The 17,559-nt window shown below is 64.3% G+C and carries 17 protein-coding genes; 10 read left to right on the top strand and 7 right to left on the bottom strand.

Annotated features, from left to right (window positions below):
• Window positions 1-3 precede the first annotated feature (3 nt).
• Both gloA and KI611_RS18705 read left to right on the top strand, forming a co-directional pair.
• Window positions 4-390, top strand: coding sequence for a lactoylglutathione lyase (gene gloA, locus KI611_RS18700; RefSeq protein ID WP_226417160.1), 387 nt, complete (start codon window positions 4-6; stop codon window positions 388-390).
• Between the two features lie 142 nt (window positions 391-532).
• Window positions 533-859 (top strand): FlxA-like family protein, encoded by a 327-nt coding sequence (locus KI611_RS18705; RefSeq protein ID WP_226417161.1) that lies wholly within the window; start codon window positions 533-535, stop codon window positions 857-859.
• A 22-nt stretch (window positions 860-881) separates the two neighbouring features.
• Here the strand turns inward: KI611_RS18705 and KI611_RS18710 are convergent, their stop codons facing one another.
• Both KI611_RS18710 and KI611_RS18715 read right to left on the bottom strand, forming a co-directional pair.
• The gene (locus KI611_RS18710) at window positions 882-2,498 is read right to left on the bottom strand and encodes a B12-binding domain-containing radical SAM protein (RefSeq protein WP_226417162.1); all 1,617 of its coding nucleotides are present in this window, start codon (window positions 2,496-2,498) and stop codon (window positions 882-884) included.
• A gap of 72 nt (window positions 2,499-2,570) precedes the next feature.
• Window positions 2,571-2,774 (bottom strand): cold-shock protein, encoded by a 204-nt coding sequence (locus tag KI611_RS18715; RefSeq protein ID WP_226417163.1) that lies wholly within the window; start codon window positions 2,772-2,774, stop codon window positions 2,571-2,573.
• A gap of 359 nt (window positions 2,775-3,133) precedes the next feature.
• Between KI611_RS18715 and KI611_RS18720 the strand changes: the two genes are divergently transcribed.
• The 4 genes from KI611_RS18720 (at window position 3,134) to KI611_RS18735 (ending at window position 9,886) form a co-directional block, all read left to right on the top strand.
• On the top strand, window positions 3,134-4,420 hold the full coding sequence (locus KI611_RS18720; RefSeq protein ID WP_226417164.1) for an ATP-grasp domain-containing protein: 1,287 nt from the start codon (window positions 3,134-3,136) through the stop codon (window positions 4,418-4,420).
• 13 nt (window positions 4,421-4,433) lie between these two features.
• A complete protein-coding gene (locus tag KI611_RS18725; protein ID WP_226417165.1) occupies window positions 4,434-5,546 on the top strand; it encodes a phosphoserine transaminase in 1,113 nt (370 codons plus the stop codon).
• Between the two features lie 117 nt (window positions 5,547-5,663).
• Complete coding sequence (locus tag KI611_RS18730) at window positions 5,664-6,452, top strand: ABC transporter substrate-binding protein (protein WP_226417166.1); 789 nt, start codon at window positions 5,664-5,666, stop codon at window positions 6,450-6,452.
• Window positions 6,453-6,463: 11 nt separating this feature from the next.
• Window positions 6,464-9,886 (top strand): PAS domain S-box protein, encoded by a 3,423-nt coding sequence (locus tag KI611_RS18735; RefSeq protein WP_226417167.1) that lies wholly within the window; start codon window positions 6,464-6,466, stop codon window positions 9,884-9,886.
• Between the two features lies 1 nt (window position 9,887).
• On the opposite strand, the gene KI611_RS18740 is transcribed toward KI611_RS18735, so the two are convergent.
• Together KI611_RS18740 and KI611_RS18745 are read right to left on the bottom strand one after the other, a co-directional pair.
• Window positions 9,888-11,042: a glycosyltransferase family 4 protein gene (locus KI611_RS18740; RefSeq protein WP_413463982.1), complete on the bottom strand. Its 1,155-nt coding sequence runs from the start codon at window positions 11,040-11,042 to the stop codon at window positions 9,888-9,890.
• Entirely contained in the window at window positions 11,012-11,428 is a 417-nt protein-coding gene (locus KI611_RS18745) for a diacylglycerol kinase (protein WP_319002310.1), read from the bottom strand. The genes KI611_RS18740 and KI611_RS18745 overlap by 31 nt, the downstream gene beginning before the upstream one ends.
• 177 nt (window positions 11,429-11,605) lie before the next feature.
• On the opposite strand from KI611_RS18745, the gene KI611_RS18750 reads away from it, so the two are divergent.
• Both KI611_RS18750 and KI611_RS18755 read left to right on the top strand, forming a co-directional pair.
• The gene (locus KI611_RS18750; protein ID WP_226417168.1) at window positions 11,606-12,919 is read left to right on the top strand and encodes a carbohydrate porin; all 1,314 of its coding nucleotides are present in this window, start codon (window positions 11,606-11,608) and stop codon (window positions 12,917-12,919) included.
• A 134-nt stretch (window positions 12,920-13,053) separates the two neighbouring features.
• Window positions 13,054-13,428, top strand: a complete 375-nt coding sequence (locus KI611_RS18755) for a Crp/Fnr family transcriptional regulator (protein WP_226417169.1) — start codon at window positions 13,054-13,056, stop codon at window positions 13,426-13,428.
• Here KI611_RS18755 and KI611_RS18760 read toward each other — a convergent pair.
• The 3 genes from KI611_RS18760 to KI611_RS18770 are packed head-to-tail and all read right to left on the bottom strand — an operon-like array spanning window position 13,398 to window position 15,607.
• Entirely contained in the window at window positions 13,398-13,619 is a 222-nt protein-coding gene (locus KI611_RS18760) for a hypothetical protein (protein ID WP_226417170.1), read from the bottom strand. The genes KI611_RS18755 and KI611_RS18760 overlap by 31 nt on opposite strands.
• A gap of 20 nt (window positions 13,620-13,639) precedes the next feature.
• Complete coding sequence (locus KI611_RS18765; RefSeq protein ID WP_226417171.1) at window positions 13,640-14,821, bottom strand: glycosyltransferase; 1,182 nt, start codon at window positions 14,819-14,821, stop codon at window positions 13,640-13,642.
• Window positions 14,822-15,607 carry a UDP-2,3-diacylglucosamine diphosphatase gene (locus tag KI611_RS18770; protein WP_226417172.1) on the bottom strand — a complete coding sequence of 262 codons (786 nt, stop codon included), beginning with the start codon at window positions 15,605-15,607 and terminating at the stop codon, window positions 14,822-14,824.
• A 135-nt stretch (window positions 15,608-15,742) separates the two neighbouring features.
• On the opposite strand from KI611_RS18770, the gene purT reads away from it, so the two are divergent.
• Both purT and KI611_RS18780 read left to right on the top strand, forming a co-directional pair.
• Window positions 15,743-16,942: a formate-dependent phosphoribosylglycinamide formyltransferase gene (gene purT / locus KI611_RS18775; protein ID WP_226417173.1), complete on the top strand. Its 1,200-nt coding sequence runs from the start codon at window positions 15,743-15,745 to the stop codon at window positions 16,940-16,942.
• 89 nt (window positions 16,943-17,031) lie between these two features.
• Window positions 17,032-17,520 carry an adenylyltransferase/cytidyltransferase family protein gene (locus KI611_RS18780; RefSeq protein ID WP_226417174.1) on the top strand — a complete coding sequence of 163 codons (489 nt, stop codon included), beginning with the start codon at window positions 17,032-17,034 and terminating at the stop codon, window positions 17,518-17,520.
• Window positions 17,521-17,559 lie beyond the last annotated feature (39 nt).

Below are 17,559 nucleotides of genomic sequence, written 5' to 3' on the forward strand. Positions count from 1 at the left end.
AGCATGCGCATTCTGCACACCATGATCCGCGTCGGCGATCTCGACCGCTCCATCGCTTTCTATACCGAAGTCCTCGGCATGCAGTTGCTGCGCCGGCACGACTACCCGGAAGGCCGCTTCACGCTGGCTTTCGTCGGCTACGGTCCGGAAGAAAGCGAGGCGGTGCTCGAACTGACCCACAACTGGGATACGCCGGCGTACGACCTGGGCAACGGCTACGGTCACGTGGCACTGGCCGTCCCGGATGCCGCAGCGGCCTGCAGCGAAATCGCCAAACGCGGCGGCAAGGTGGTGCGCCCGGCCGGGCCGATGAAGCATGGCAGCACCGTCATCGCCTTCGTCGAAGACCCGGACGGCTACAAGATCGAGCTGATCGAAAAGCGGCCGTAAGCTAGGCCAAACCAGCCGGTCACCGCCGCTTGGCGTGGCCGGCTTTGGTCTTTACACAACTTTACCGAATCGACCATCACTTTTTTGCCTCGCCATACCGTTATCAAGAACAAGAAGATAACGAAATGAAAGGGGAATAAAAATGGTAGCGGCAATCGGTTCGGGTTCAAGCAGTGTTTCCAGCGCCAGCAGTGGCAACAGTTCGCAGATAGCCGCACTGGAAAAGCAGTTGGCGGCCCTGCAAAAGCAATTGGCCAGCGCCCAGAAGGACGCCTCGACGGAGGCTGGCGCGGAGAAAGTCAAACTCATCCAGCAACAGATCGCCGAGTTGCAGGCGAAGATCGCCCAACTGAAAGCCCAGAAGGAGAGCGGCACCAGCAGCGGGACGACGGAGGCCACACCAGAGGCGAAATCGTCCAGCGCCTCATCCGACTCGGCCGTCGGGACAAACGTCGATACCTTCGTCTAGCGCTGGCTCACTGGCGGCCGGATTAGTTGAGACCAGCCTGGTGGTGTCCCTGGCGTTGAGTCAGCGGCTTGACCCGTGGCTGCGGCGGTTCCCGTTTCGGCAATTGCCCGTGCAAGGCGCGCGGCGCACCCCGCGCGCCACTCGCGACATAGTCGGCCAACAGGGCTGAGCGAGCGGTTGGCGCCGGCCAGCCGCTGCGGGCTACCAGATAATCGAAGAGAAGATCGACCAGCGATTCCGGGGTCAGGCCGGTCGTCTTCCCAGTGCTTTGCCACAGCCAGTCGGAAAAATCGAGAAATGCCTGAAACGGTGAAGGTTCGGTGCGGGCCGCAGCCTCCCCCGACGCTGGTTGCCACTGACCGAGCAGCAGCGGCAGGGTTTGCTTGAACCGCCCCGAGTTGGCAAGCATGTCCCAGTAGCGCGCGAAGCGGCCGAAGCGCTGCACGGTGGCGGCATCAACAGCCCCGGTTTGGCACACGGAGTACGGCGGGTTTTCGTCATAGAGCATGCCGTACTCGGCTGTGTGCCGGGTAATCGGGGTGCCGCGCAAGCGTTTCAAGATGCCCAGTTGAATTTCGTGCGGCCGCAGGTCATACAGGCGGTCGAACCCGGCGGCAAAGCTATCCAGCGTTTCGCCGGGCAAGCCGAAAATCAGATCGGTGTGCAGGTGGGCATGCGACGCCTCGACCAGCCAGCGCAGGTTGGCTTCAGCCTTGGCGTTGTCCTGCCGGCGCGAGATGCGTTGCTGGACGTCGATGTTGAAGCTCTGAATACCCACCTCGAACTGCAGCACGCCGGACGGAAACCGGGCGATCATCGCCTTGAGCCGGTCTGGCAGATGGTCCGGCACGACTTCGAAATGAACGAACAGTGCGTCAGCCGGCGAGGTGGCATCGGCGGCAGGCAGTCGGTCGAGAAAGAACTGCAGGATACGGACGGAAACATCGATTTTCAGGTTGAAGGTTCGGTCGACAAACTTGAAATTGCGCGCACCGCGCCGATACAAGCCGTCCATCTCGGCCAGGAAGCGCTCGAGATCAAAGGCCCAGGCAGTCTTGTCGAGAGCGCTCAAACAGAACTCGCACTTGAACGGACAACCGCGCGAAGCCTCAACGTAGAGCAGGCGATGCGCCAGATCGGCAGCAGAATACTCGGCGTAGGGCAGCACCAACTGGTCGAGTGCCGGCTGCTCGCCGGCGATCACCTTGCTCAAGGGACGCGGGCCATGCAGCAGAGCCCGGCACAGCTTGGCAAAGCTCAGATCGCCCCAGCCGGTAATGACATGATCGGCCAGCCGGGTGATCTCTTGTTCGTTCGTTTCATGGCTGACCTCGGGACCACCGAGAATCACCTTGATGTCCGGCCGCGCCGCCTTGAGCAAGCGCAGCACTGCCGTCGTCTGCAACACATTCCAGATATAGACGCCGAAACCGATGATCGGCGGCGTAGACGCCAGCCCGGGCACGAGCAGCAACAGCTCATCGACGATTTCCTGAGCCGGGCGGCCGATGGTGAATTCGCGCAACGCGGTCCGTGGCTTCAGGTCGCCCATGTTGGCCAGCAGATAGCGCAAGCCCAGGGAGGCATGAATGTACTTGGCGTTGAGCGTCGTCAGGACAATGCTCGGCGGATTGATCACGGAAAAAACTCGGCTAACAAAAAGCCCGGCTTGCGCCGGGCTTTTTTCGTTCAGAAAACGATGTGAGCAGTATTACTCAGGCTTGATGTTGCTAGCCTGCAGGCCCTTCGGGCCGGTCGTCACGTCGAAGCTGACTTTCTGGCCTTCGGCCAGGGTCTTGAAGCCGCTGGAGACAATTGCTGAAAAATGTGCAAAAAGGTCTTCACCACCCTGGTCCGGCGTAATAAAACCAAAACCCTTTGAATCATTGAACCACTTGACGGTACCTGTTGCCATGCCTTGAATCTCCAAAAATTAAACGGGGCTTAGCCCCTACGTAGGGCGAATATCAAGACAGCACGGTACAGAAGGGGTATTGCGCCGCATAAAGCGGATACCAAACCAACATACGACAGCAGCACTTGAAAATCGCTGAACCTCACTATGCCTTGCATTTGATCTGAGGACAAATGGTATTTGCTGAAAATCGCAGTTAATTCTGAAATAACTCCTTATTTCACCGCAAATTGGCCATACCGACCCTGGCAACCGGGTAGACCGCTGCGCCAAGTCAGGGTCGGCCGGTGCAATATAAAGTAAGCTTATATGCTTAATTACACACAAAGGCAGAGCCGGACGCATGGCGAGAAGATTTTTTGACGACCACCGCCAAAGCCATCGCTAAAACCGTTCCGACCAGTCCGCCACCCGACACCGACCGCAAGATGACCAATCATTCCGCTACCCCCTTCCTGGGCCTCGCTCCTTTCCTGCGCATGAGCATCGCCGGCGGCGATCTGCGCCAAGTCGCCCAGAGCCTGCTGGAGCAAGCCGGCAACGAGCAGACCAATGCCGCTCTGTGGATGAATCTGTCCACCGCTTTTTTCTCCATCGGCCAAAGAGAGATGGGCTTGTCGATACAGGAACAGGCGCTGCTGCTGCAGCGCACCTACCGGATTCCGGCGCCCCGGCAGCCGGCCCGCTTTCGCCTGCTGATGCTGATGGCGGCCGGCGATCTGGCTGAAAACACGCCGCTCGACTGCCTGCTCGAAAATGGCGATATCGACCTGATCTTCTATTACGCCAGCCCCGACGCCCCGCTGCCGCCCAGCCTGCCGGCCCACGACGCCCTGCTCGTCGCGATTGCCGATGGCGAGGCCAACCGCCCGATCCTACAAGGACTCGAAGCCTTGCTGCGCGATTGGCCCAAGCCGGTGCTCAACGCCCCCCAGCACATTCCGAATACCGAACGGGGTGCCGCCAGCGCGCTGCTCCAGCAGATTCCCGGCTTGTTGATGCCGCCCACCCGGCAGATCAGCCGCGCCGCGCTGCAGGCGATCGCCGGCGGCGATGCCCGGTTGAGCGACGTCTTCGCCGACTGCCAGTTTCCGGTCATCCTGCGCCCGGTCGGCTCCCAGGCCGGCCGCGACCTGGCCAGGATCGACGATCTTCCGGGCATCACGCGCTATCTGGCCGGCGTCGCCGACCCGAGCTTCTACCTGTCGCGCTTCATCGATTACACCGACGCCAATGGCGTCTTCCGCAAATACCGGATCGCACTGATTGCCGGTCAGCCGTTTGCCTGTCACATGGGCATCTCGGCGCACTGGATGATTCACTACGTCAATGCCGGGATGTACGAAGACAGTGCCAAGCGGGCCGAAGAAGCGGCCTTCATGGACAATTTTGCCGCCTTCGCCGAACGCCATGGCGACGCGCTCAAGGCGATTTATCAGCGCGCCAAGCTCGACTACCTGTGTATCGACTGCGCCGAAACGCGGGACGGCGAGCTGCTGATCTTCGAAATCGACCACGTCATGGTGGTGCACGCCATGGACCCCGCCGACCTCTTTCCCTACAAGCAGGAACACATGCTGAAAGTCCGCCGGGCGTTCGAGAATCTGCTTTTCGGCCTGAGCGCACCTCAGCCGCTGGCACTGTGAACGGGCCACGACGATGAACAGAATGCCAAACAACCCGCTGAACAGCCTGAATTTTTCCGGGGGGCCGGGCGTCCTGCCGGAAAGCGTTTTGCAGCAGGTGCAGGAAGCGATCCGGGCGGTACCGGAGGTCGGCCTTTCGATCCTTGGGATCAGTCATCGTTCGGACTGGTTCGCCGCGGTCGTCGCCGAGCTCGAAGCCAATATCCGCAGCCTGATGAATCTGCCCGCCGACTACCACGTTCTTTTCCTGCAGGGCGGCGCGACGCAGCAGTTTTCAATGCTCCCGATGACGCTGCTGGCCGGCCAAGCCACCCCGGCCGACTACCTGCACACCGGCTACTGGAGCGGCAAGGCGCTGCCCGAGGCGCGTCGCGTCGGGCCGGTGCGCATCGCCTGGAGCGGCCAGCCGGGCGGCTTCCGGCATTTGCCGGATGACGCCGAACTGGATTTCCAGGCGGACGCCCCCTACCTTCATTACGTCTCGAACGAAACCGTCGAAGGCCTGCAGTTCCACCGCGTCCTCGGCCGCGACGACGTGCCGCGCATCTGCGACATGTCCTCCGATTTCCTCTCGGCGCCCGGCGACTTCGAGCGATTTTCGCTGATCTACGCCCATGCCCAGAAAAACATCGGGCCGGCCGGCGTCACCGTGGTCGTCGTCAAGGACGCATTGCTCAAGGACGCCCCCGACACGCTGCCGGGCTTTCTCGACTACCGGGCGCAGATCGCCGCCCATTCGATTTACAACACGCCGCCGGTTTTCGCCATCTACGTCGTCTTGCTGGTCAGCCGCTGGCTGCGCGACGAAATTGGCGGCCTGGCCGCGATGGATCAACGCAATACCGAAAAATCCCGGCAGCTCTATCAGGCGCTCGACGACAACAATGACTTTTACCTCGGGCGAGCGGCCGGCAAAGATCGCTCGAAGATGAACGTCGCCTTCAATTTGCCGAGCCCGGAACTCGAGCAGAAATTCATCGCCGCCGCGCTCGCCGCCGGTTTTTCCGGCCTGGCCGGACACCGCAGCATTGGCGGAATCCGCGCCTCGCTGTACAACGGACTGCAATTGGCGGCGGTCGAAAAGCTGGTCGATTTCATGGACCAATTCAAATCGCGTAACCGCTAAGCCCGCAGCACGGCGCCGCAGGGCGCCGCCGGAACCCCGCCTGGCGCGTGTCTCGAGCGCGCCGTTTTGTTACACTGGCGGATGGTTTCTACCACCAAAGTCATAGAGCAAAACATCATGGTGCGCATCTTTCTGCTGCTTCTCGCGCTGCTGGCGGCCTCCCCGGCGGTTTTTGCCGAGGACAGCGCAGTCGATCGCATCAGCGCCAACAAGACGCTGCGCGTCTGCATCTGGCCGGACTATTTCGGCATCAGCTACCGCGACCCGAAAACGCAGCAACTGTCCGGCATCGATATCGACATGGCCAAGGCGCTCGGCCGCGACCTCGGCGTGCGGGTCGAATTCATCGACAGCTCGTTCGCCCGGCTGATCGCCGACCTTACCGAGGAGCGCTGCGACATCGCCATGTTCGCCATCGGCATCACCCCGCTGCGCGTCGAAAAGCTGCGCTTCACCAAGCCGCACCTGGCCAGCGACATCTACGCCATCACCACCCAGAGCAACCGCCGGATCAAGACCTGGAATGACATCGACAAGCCGGGCGCCGTAGTCGCCGTCGCCAAGGGCACGCTGCACGAACCGGTAATGGCCGGCAAGTTGAAATTCGCGACGCTCAAGGTCTTCGATACGCCGCATGCCCGCGAACAGGAAGTCGAATCCGGCCGGGCCGACGTCTTCATGACCGACTTTCCTTATAGCCTGCGCATGCTGAAGACCACCGACTGGGCGCGACTGATCAAACCGGACAGCGCCTACCACATCACCCCCTACGCCTACGCCATGCGCCCCGGCGACGACCGCTGGCACACCCGGGTCGAGCAGTTCGTCGCCGACGTCAAGCGCAGCGGCGAACTGAAGGCGGCAGCCGAACGGCACGGCCTGCTGGCCATCGCCGTCCTCGACTGAGCGGGCTGAGCGTGGCCAACCCACCTTCCCAAGGGTTCACCAAGTTACTGGTCGGCCTGCAGATCCTGCTGGTCATTTCGGTGGCCGCCGGCACGCTGTCGAATATTTACCGGCTGCGCCAGGAAACCCTCGACCGGCATCTGAAGGAAGCCGAAACCCAGGCCCGCGTCTTCGAGGACCAACTGACCCAGACGCTGAATCTGGCCAGCCTGACTCTGCAAAGCCTGCCGCAGTCGATCGACCTGCCGGCCGGCGCGCCACCGGGCCGGGCCGTTGCCGAACACGCCACCAGCCAGCTCGAACTGATCCAGCGTCGGCTGCTCTTCCTGCGCTCGCTGTCGGTTGCCGATAGCGACGGGACGATCATCGCCAGCTCGAATCCGGAGAATATCGGCCGGCGGGTGGCCGTCGACAATTTCCAGCCCCGGCCGGCAGGATCGGCGGCGGCCAATTTCCTGCGCCTCGGGGCGCCCTGGTCCGGGCGGGACTTCGCCGACGGCTCCCCGGCCACCCCGGCCCAACCGGTAGCGGCCGATGCCGCGAGCTTTGTCCCGGTCGTTCGCGAAGAACTCTCTGGCGATCGCCGTCTGAAATTGCTGGCCGCCCTCAACCCCGATTATTTTCTCAACCACTTCGCCCGCCATATCGATCCGGCAACCACCCAGATCGAGATCGTCGCCTACGACGGAAGCCTCGTCGTGACGACGCGCGACGACCGGCCAGTCGGCGCCCGGCACCTCCCGGAGGCGACATTACAGCGCCTGCTCGGCGATGAAATCGGCAGTATCGCCGACGACCGCGAGGACCAGCCCGACCGGCCGATGCTGACCGCCTTCCGCAGCTCGCGCAGCTATCCGCTGCTGGTCATGGTCCATGTCGATCGCACCCTGGCGCTCGCCAAGTGGCAGGCCGAAACGCGGCAGACCGTGACCACGGTGGGTATCGTGCTGCTCGTCCTGCTGGCCCTGACCAGTCTGCTCATCAGCCGCGTCCGCAAAAGCCTGCGGGCCGAGGGGCGCATGCAGAAAGAACGGCAACTGGCTGCCCGGGTCTTCGAACACAGCACCAACGGCGTCATCATCACCGATGCCGAGCGCCGGATCGTTGCCGTAAACCCGCACCTCGAGCAGGTCACCGGCTATACCAGCGGCGAGCTGATCGGCGACGACCCGCGCCGCTTCGCGTCGGGCACCCATGAAGCCGCTTTCTACCAGGCGATGTGGAACGAATTGACGACCAACGGCGTGTGGCGCGGCGAGATCGTCAACCGGCGTAAGGATGGCACGCTGATCGACGAATGGCTGACCATCTCGGTGGTGCGCGACGAGGCCGGCAAGCTGCTCAACTACGTCGGCGTCTTCGAGGACATCTCCGAGGAGCGCCGGCGCGACAGCCAGATCCGCCGCCTGTCGCAGGCCGTCGAACAGAGTCCGACGAGCATCGTCATCACCAATCTCGAACCGGCCATCGAGTACGTCAATCCGGAATTCTTCCGCACCACCGGCTATACGGCGGAGGAAGTCATCGGCCAGAATCCGCGCTTTCTGCAGTCCGGCCTGACCCCGCCAGCGAGCTATGCGGCGATGTGGAAGACGCTGAGCCACGGCGAGATCTGGGAGGGCGAATTCGTCAACAAGCGGCGGGACGCTTCGCTCTATTACGAACGCGCCATCATCGCGCCGATCCGCGACGCCAACGAGCGGATCACCCATTACGTCGCGATCAAGCTCGACATCACCGAACAGCGCCTGCAAGGCATCCGCCTGCAACGCCAGCTCGACGCCTTGCGCGCCCTCAACGGCATCGTCGCCATCACCGGCCTCGACCCCCGCGAAACAATCCGCGCCGCGCTGCAGGTTGCCGTCAAGCACCTCCATCTCGAATACGCCATCGTCAGCCACATCGACCGGCCAGCCGGCGCCTACCGCATCGAAGTCCAGGTTTCGCCCGATCAGACCCTGGCCGACAACCAACACCTCGAACTCGGCATCACCTATTGCAGCACGACCCTCGAGCACGGCGAGTTGCTGGCGATTGCCGACGCCGCGCATTCGACCTATCGGCTCCACCCCTGTTTCCGCGAATTCAACCTGGCGGCTTATCTCGGGGCGCCGATCTCGGTCAATGGCAAGGTTTACGGGACCATCTGCTTCTCCTCGGCCACCGCCCGCGAACACGACTTCGACCCCTCCGATCTCGAATTCGTCCGGATGCTGGCCAACTGGGCTGGCGCCTTCATCGAGCGCATGCTGGCCAACAACGAGCTGGAAGAAGCGCGCTCCGCCGCCGAAGCGGCCAGCCTGGCCAAGAGCAGCTTCCTGGCCAACATGAGCCATGAAATTCGCACTCCGATGAATGGCGTCATCGGCATGGCCGACCTGCTGCTCGGCAGCCCGCTGACCGCCGAACAGCGCGATTTCGCCGAAACCATCCGGCACAGCGCCGACGGCCTGCTCGGGCTGATCAACGACATCCTCGACTTTTCCAAGGTCGAGGCCGGCAAGCTGCAGCTCGAAAGCATTCCTTTCGCGCCGGCCGCCCTGCTCCACGACATCCTGGCGCTGCTCGCCCACCAGGCCAATCTCAAGCAGATTTCGCTCGCCACCGAACTCGATCCGGCACTCCCCGGCCAACTGCTCGGCGACCCCGGCCGGCTGCGCCAGATCCTGCTCAATCTGGTCGGCAATGCCATCAAGTTCACCCAGGCCGGCAGCGTTACCGTTCGCCTCGAGAGCCGGCCGATCGTCGGCCGCGACGACCAGATCCGGCTCTGCCTGACGATCCGCGACACCGGTATCGGCATGACCCCGGAAACCATCGCCAATCTCTTTTCACCGTTCGAGCAGGGCGACGCTTCGACGACCCGGATGTTCGGCGGCACCGGCCTCGGCCTGTCGATCTGCAAGCGCCTCGTCGAACTGATGGGCGGCACGATCAGCGTCGACGCGACCCCGGGGGCCGGCAGCACCTTCATCGTCGCCCTGCCCTTCAGCGTGCTCAACACCGGCCAAGCCGCGCCGGCCGCCGTCCCGCAAACTCTTGGCGAACTGCCGTCCGGGCTACGCATCCTTCTGGTCGAGGACAATCTGATCAACCAGAAAGTGGCCGGGGCGCTGCTTGCCAAACTCGGCTGCCGGACGACCATCGCCGACGACGGCCACGCCGCGCTGGAGCAGTTGGCGACCGGCAGTTTCGATGTGGTGCTGATGGATTGCCAGATGCCGGTCATCGACGGCTTCGAGGCCACCCGCCGCGTGCGTCGCGGCGAAGCCGGAGCGGCGGCGGCCCGCTTGCCGATCATCGCGATGACCGCCAATGCCATGCAGGGCGACAAGGAGGAATGCCTGGCCGCCGGCATGAACGACTATCTGGCCAAGCCGGTCAGCCGGGCCGAACTGATCGCCGCGCTGCAGCGCGCCAGCCAGCTGCGCTGAATCAGGCGAGCATCGCTTCGCGGGCGACGCTTTCGAAACGTTCGACGACACTCGCCCAGTTGCGCGGCAGCATCGCGGCGCGGGCAGCGCTGGCCAGTTCTGGCAAGCGCTCGGCCCGTCCGGCCAGAGCGATGGCCGCCGCGACATAGGCGGTTTCGTCGCCGGGCGCCGCGAGATGGCCATTGGCCCCGTCGCAGATCAATTCGGCTGCCGCCGCACTGCGGTAGGCGAGCACCGGCAGGCCGCTGGCCATCGCCTCGGCCACGACATTGCCGTAGGTTTCGCTGAGACTGGGGAAGAGGAAGAGATCGGCGCTGGCGTAGTGGGTCGCGAGGTCTTCAGCGAGCCGCGTGCCGGCGAAATGGTGATCGGCATGGCTGGCCCGCAGACGCGCCGCCGACGGTCCGTCGCCGACCCAGACCATGCGCGCCTCGGGGCAGGCGCTACGGATCGCGGCAAAGCTTTTCTCGATCAGCGCCAGGTTCTTTTCCGGCGCCATCCGCCCGACATAGAGGCAGGCCAGCCCGGCCTCGGGCACGCCCCAGCCGGCGCGCAACGCTGACGAACGACGGGCCGGGTCGAACAAGGCGGTATCGACGCCACGCCCGACCACTCGCACGCCGGTGATGCCTTCGCCGGCCAGATCGGCGGCCAGCGCGGCGGTCGGCACCATGGTGGCGCGCGTCCGCCGATGCAGCGTGCGCAGATAGGCGGCGACCGCCGGGCGCAGCCAGCCGAGGCCGTAATGCACACTGTAGCGGTCGAAATTGGTATGAAAGCCGGAGGTCACCGGTATGCCCAGCCGGCGCGCCGCGCTGACCGCCGACCAGCCGAGCGGGCCTTCGGTCACGACGTGCACGAGGTCCGGGCGGTGCTGCCGCCAGTGCCGGGCCAGTTGGCGACCGGCCGGCAGGCCGAAGCGCAGGCCGGGGTAGCCGGGCAAGGGCAGGCCGGGCAGCGCCAGTTCATGCGCCCCGCCGAGGTCGGCCTGGCCCTGGCGCGGCCGAACGACGCTGATCCGGTGGCCGCGCTCGCGCAGACCACCGACCAGGCGGCCGACGGTCATCGCGACACCATTGACCTCGGGCGGAAAGGTTTCGGTGACGAAGGCGATATCCAGACGCATCACGCCACCGCCAGCAGCACGCAGGTCCACACCGCGACCACCATCAGCAAGGAAACGAGCACCGCGGCACTGCCGATGTCCTTGGCCCGCTTGGCCAGCCGATGGTTTTCCAGGCTGACCCGGTCGACCACCGCTTCGATGGCCGAATTGAGCAATTCGACGACCAGCACCATCAGGACGCTGGCGATCATCAGGCCGCGCCCGAGCCACGGCACCGGCAGCAGCACAGCGGCCGGGATCAACAAGGCGGCCAGCCAGACTTCCTGGCGGAAGGCGTCCTCGCACAGATAGGCCGCCTTGAGGCCGGCCATCGAGTAGCTGAGAGCGTTCCAGACCCGGCGCAGACCGGTCTTGCCCTTGAAGGGCGATTCGTTGGCCGGGTCAAGACCCAGTTCGTGCGGGGAAGGTTCCGGCATAGCATCTCCGTGAAAGCAACCACGGTAATCGGGCCGCGCTAAGCTTTGATGACACCAAATGTCACGAAACTGTCACAACCGCCAGTTACCCTGCCGCACCCCATGGGATTCCGCGCCGCCCCGGCCGCCACGCCCTTTATAATTGCCGCCCTTGCCGCCCCCTGTCACCGTTTCCCCATGCGCCTTCATTCCACTCTCCTGCTCGGCATCGCAATCGCCACCCCCTGCCTGGCCGACGAGACGGAAGAAAACTGGCAGGCCAAGGGACAGGCCACCTATGTCTGGCAGAAATCGCCCGGCTTTCCGGCCGACTACTCCGGCCCGAACAGCCTGTCGGCCAAACACGAGCGGGGCTACACCTTCACCTCGACAGCCTATCTCGGGGTTCGGCCCTGGAAAAATGGCGAGCTCTATCTCAATGTCGAAGTCGGACAAGGCGACGCGCTGTCCGGCCTGACCGGTCTTGGCGGCTTCAGCAACGGCGAAGCGACGCGGGTTTCCGGCAGCAAGCTGAAAGCCTACCGGCAGCGCCTGTTCCTGCGCCAGACCTGGGCCCTGGGCGATGAAACGGAGTTTGTCGAATCGGCCTTCAACCAGATGGCCGGCCACGTCGCTCAAGATCGCTTCGTGCTTACCGCCGGGAATTTCTCGGCCCTCGATATTTTCGACGGCAACGCCTACGCCAAGGACCCGCGCACCCAGTTTCTGAACTGGAGCAACATGGCGCACACCGCATTCGACTACGCCGCCGACGCCCGCGGTTTCGGCTGGGGCCTGGCCGGCGAGTGGTATCAAGGCGACTGGGTGCTGCGCTTCGGCCGCATGACCGGCCCCAAGGAGCCGAACGGGCAGGTGGTCGACTACCGGATCATGCATCACTACGGCGATCAGATCGAAATCGAACACAGCCATCAGATCGCCGAGCGCCCCGGCAAGGTCAGACTGCTCGCCTTCCGCAACCGCGCCACCCTCGCCACCTACGCCGAGGCCAGCGCCTGGCTCGACAGCCATCCGGGCCAAGACCGGCAGGCCATCCTGAATGTCCGCAACGACGAGCAGATCAAGTATGGTTTCGGGATCAACATCGAGCAGGCGATCACCAATAACCTCGGGGTTTTTCTCCGGGCGATGCACGCCGACGGCCGGAGCGAAACCTACGCCTTCACCGAGGCCGATGCCTCGCTCGCCACCGGGCTGGCACTGAAGGGCGGCGCCTGGGGCCGGGCCGATGACACCTTTGGCCTGGCCTGGATGCGCAACACGCTATCCAACGAGCGACGCAACTACCTGGCGCAGGGCGGTATCTCGTTCTTCATCGGCGACGGCGGGCTGAATTACCGTCCCGAATCCATCGTCGAAACCTATTACAGCTGGAAAGCGCTGCCCGGCCTGTGGCTGAGCGCCGACTACCAGCGCATTCAAAATCCGGCTTACAACGCCGACCGCGGCCCCGCCCACATCGGCTCGCTGCGCATGCACGCCGAGTTCTGAGCGCCCGGCGGGGGCGCCCGCCAGGCGAATCTCTGCGGCAGATCAAACATCGTGCAGTTGTAACAGTACTGAAACATAGAGCACACCCGGCCTATGCTAATAGTGCTATTCCAAATTTTCCGGACACCACAATCATGGTTTTTTTCGAGCTCTTCGCCAACAACCCGTCGATTATCAGCGTGCCAGCCGGCCAGCCGCTATTCACCGCCGGCGAGGAAGGTCACCTGATGTTCGTGCTGACCACCGGCAGCGCCGAAGTCATCGTCAATGGCCGGGTGGTCGAAACCTTGAAACACGGCAGTATCGTCGGCGAACTGGGCATCGTTCTGGCCGGCCCGCGCTCGGCCAGCGTCATCGCCAAGACCAATTGCGAATTTGTCGCGATCGACGAAAAACGCTTCCAGTTCCTGGTCCAGCAGACGCCCTACTTCGCCACCCAGGTCATGCGCGTGATGGCCGAGCGGCTACGGGCGTTGAATCAGATGGTCGCGCCGGCTGAGGCGACCTGATCCGGCCTGGCCGGCAGAAATTCGCCGCACCAGGCATGGATGTTCACCGCCGGGAAGCGCCAGTGATGCGTTTCGCGCGATGAGCTTTCGCCGGTAAAAACCGGCGGAAAACGATGGCAGGCGCCATTGCTGGCGTCGGCGGCGCGGAAATAGTGGCACTGGGCGCAATGCGGCGTGAATTGTTCAGTCATGTGATTGGCCTGGGCTGCGCTCAGGCGGCTGCGGGAGAAGGCCTTTCCGACGCAATTTTCAAGCCTGCCAGTTCGCGATAGAGCCAGGCCAGGCGGGCCGCCATCGCCGCATCCGACCATTCGCCGGCAAAGACCGGCGCTTCGTCGGCCAGATGGCGCCAGGCCGAGGGCCGGTTGAGAAAGTCGCCGAGCGCCGTGCCGAAGGCCTGCGGCTCGGCCGGCGGGGATATTGCACCACGGCCGGGCGCCAGAATGTCGGTCGTCCCCATTTCGGAAAGGGCAATGACCGGCAGACCGGCTGCCATCGCTTCGAGCAGCACCAGGCCTTGCGTTTCGGTGCGCGAGGCGAAGACGAAGGCATCGGCAGCGGCATAACAATCCGGCAGTTCCTGCCGGCGGTCGAGATAGCCGATGAACTGCACCGCTTCGCGCAGGCCCAGCGTCTTGACCTGGGCTTTCAGGTCGGCCATGGCCGGACCTTCGCCGGCCACGACGAGCAGGATGTCCGGTCGCAGCCGCCGGGCATGGACCAGCGCTTCGAGCAGGAAGCCGATGTTCTTTTCATGCGCCACCCGGCCGACGAACAGGGCCACCGGCCGCGTCGACAGGATGCCGTGGCGGTAACGGAAGGCGGCGCCGTCGCCGCTGGCGAACTGCGCCGTCGGAATGCCGGTCGGCAGCACGTGCAGCGGTACGCTGACTTCGTAGGTGGCGAGGCGCTGCTGCATCGCGCTGGACGGCACGATCACCGCATCGAGCGCATTGCACTGACGGCGGGAAAAGGCTCGCGCCTGGGCCTGCAGCCAGCCGGCCGGCAGGAACGGCGCGTAATACTCGAGATAGGCCTCGAACAGCGTGTGATAGGTGGCGACGACCGGCAAGCCCAGGGTGCGCGCCGCCTTCAGGCCGGCATAGTGGGCGATGAAGGGGGTCTGGATGTGGATCAGGTCGCAGTCCCGGGCCGCTTCCAGCACGGCACGATGCATCGCCCGCCAGCCGACCATGCGGTCTTCGCGGTCGCCCGGCACCGGCCGGCCGGCGACGCGGATCACCCCGGCCTCGTCGGCTTCGTCGCCGTAGCGCGGGACAACCAGGCGGACATCGACGCCCTGCTCGCGCAGCGTACGGCGAAAGGTTTCAATCGAGGTCGATACGCCATTGACCCGGGGAAAATAGACGTCCGATACCATCAGGACACGCATTCAGGCCTCCGCATGTTGGACCGCTGCGGCAGCCAGGGTCGGGACGACGCTGCGCATGCCCCAGGCGACCAGTTCGAGACGGCCGTCGAAGTGTTCGACGATCGCCGTGCAGGAATCGACCCAGTCGCCGCAATTGACGTAACTGAGGCCGTCGATTTCGCGGATCGTCGCCCAGTGGATATGGCCGCAGATCACCCCGTCCAGGCCGCGTTCGCGGGCGTGGTGGATGGCCGAGTCCTCGAAATCGAAAATGAAATTGAGGGCTTTCTTGACCTTGCGCTTGGCAAAGCCGGCCAGCGACCAGTAGCCAGCGATGCCGAGCTTGCGCCGGCCCCAGGAGAGCAGCAGATTGAGCCGGACCAGCAGGTCGTAGGCCTTGTCGCCAAGGACCGCCACCCAGCGGTGGTGGCGCGTCACCTGATCGAAGACGTCGCCGTGGATGAGCAGGAAGCGCCGGCCGTCGGCCGTTTCGTGCACCAGCTCGTCGACCACCTCGACATCGCCGAAGACGATGCCGCAATAGTCGCGCAGCGCCTCGTCGTGGTTGCCGGGGATAAACACCACCTTGTCGCCGTGGCGGGCCCGGCGCAGCAGTTTCTGGACCACGGTGTTCTGGGCCTGCGACCAGTGGATGCTGCGGCTCATCGCCCAGAAGTCGATGATGTCGCCGATCAGGTAAGTCTGATCGGCCGGATATTCACGCAGAAAATCGAGAAGACGGTCCGCCTGGCACGCCCGCGTGCCGAGGTGGATGTCGGACAAGAAAACTGATCTGACCTTGGGCATGGCACGACGATAAGCACCGCCAATGAAAGGCTGGTGACAGCCAGATGACCGAACGATGACAGCAGCGCTTGACGCTGTTGCCGTCCACGCCTAAATTCGCCCGACTTCCAAATTCAACGCCTCAAGGAGAACCCCATGCATTTCGGCACCCCGCTTTCCCCCAGCGCTCTGCGCGTCATGCTGCTCGGCTCCGGCGAACTCGGCAAGGAAGTGATCATCGCGCTGCAGCGCCTCGGCGTCGAAGTGATCGCCGTCGACCGCTACGAGAACGCCCCCGGCCAGCAGGTCGCCCACCGCGCCCACGTCATTTCGATGACCGACGGCGCAGCGCTGCGCCGGCTGGTCGAACTGGAAAAGCCGCACCTGATCGTTCCGGAAATCGAAGCCATCGCCACCGACATGCTGGTCGAGATCGAGGCCGAGGGATTGGCCGAGGTCATCCCGACCGCCCGCGCCGCCAAACTGACGATGAACCGCGAAGGCATCCGCCGGCTGGCCGCCGAAGAACTCGGCCTGGCCACCTCGCCCTACCGGTTCGCCGATTCGCTGGCCGAACTGCAGGCCGCCATCGACGGCGGCATTGGCTATCCGTGCATCGTCAAGCCGGTGATGTCGTCGTCCGGCAAGGGCCAGTCGCTGCTGCGCGGCCCGGACGACGTGCAGAAAGCCTGGGATTACGCGGCGAGCGGCGGCCGGGTCAATGCCGGCCGGGTCATCGTCGAAGGCTTCATCGACTTCGATTACGAAATCACGCTGCTCACGGTACGCGCCTGCGATGCCGGCGGCGCCGTGCAAACCTATTTCTGCGAACCGATCGGTCACGTCCAGGTCGCCGGCGACTATGTCGAATCCTGGCAGCCGCAAGCGATGAGCCGGGCCGCCTTGCAGCGCGCCCAGCAGATCGCCGCCGCCGTCACCGGCAATCTCGGTGGGCGCGGCCTGTTCGGTGTCGAGCTGTTCATCAAGGGCGACATGGTGTGGTTCTCGGAAGTCAGCCCGCGGCCGCACGATACCGGGCTGGTCACGCTCTGTTCGCAGCGTTTCTCGGAATTCGAACTACACGCCCGCGCCATCCTCGGCCTGCCGGTCGACACCGGCCTGCGCGAGCCGGGCGCCTCGGCCGTCATTTACGGCGGCATGGACGCCCGCGGCGTCGCCTTCACCGGTCTCGCCGAAGCCCTCGCCGTGCCGCGCAGCGACCTGCGGCTGTTCGGCAAACCGGAGTCGTTCGCCAAACGCCGGATGGGCGTCGCCGTCGCCAATGGCGACAACGTCGAACAGGCGCGCGAACGGGCCAAGCTGGCGGCCGGCCGGGTCAAGGCAGTGGCCGGCTAGGCGCGCGGCCGGGGCGGCCGGGCGAAAAACGGGAAAGTCGCGGCCGGCCGCACTAAAATGGCGACCTGTTTCTTCTCCCCGATGCCGCCATGACCTACGCCGCCCCGAGTTTCGAATCGAAAATCTGCCCGCCCGACCAGTTGGCCGCCCGTGCCGCCCAGCTGGCCCGTCCGCTGGTCTTTACCAACGGCTGTTTCGACATCCTGCATCGCGGCCATGTCACCTACCTGGCACAGGCCGCCGCGCTGGGCGTCGGCATGGTCGTCGCGCTGAACAGCGATGCCTCGGTCAAGCGACTCGGCAAGGGCGACGACCGCCCAGTCAATGGGCTGGAAGACCGCCTGGCGGTGATGGCGGCCCTCGGCTGCGTGACGCTGGTCACCTGGTTCGACGAGGACACGCCGCTGCAACGCATCCTCGAATGCCGGCCGGAAATCCTGGTCAAGGGCGGCGACTGGCCGGTGGACAAGATCGTCGGCTGCAGCGAAGTCCGCGGCTGGGGCGGCACGGTGCATTCGATTCCGTTCATTCACCAGAAATCGACGACGGCCCTGCTCGACAAGATTCGCCGCTTGTAGCGGCGAGTCATTAGTCATTAGTTGCTAGTCTTTAGCTAA

Source organism: Dechloromonas denitrificans, from assembly GCF_020510685.1.
GTDB classification, from domain to species: Bacteria; Pseudomonadota; Gammaproteobacteria; order Burkholderiales; family Rhodocyclaceae; genus Azonexus; species Azonexus denitrificans_A.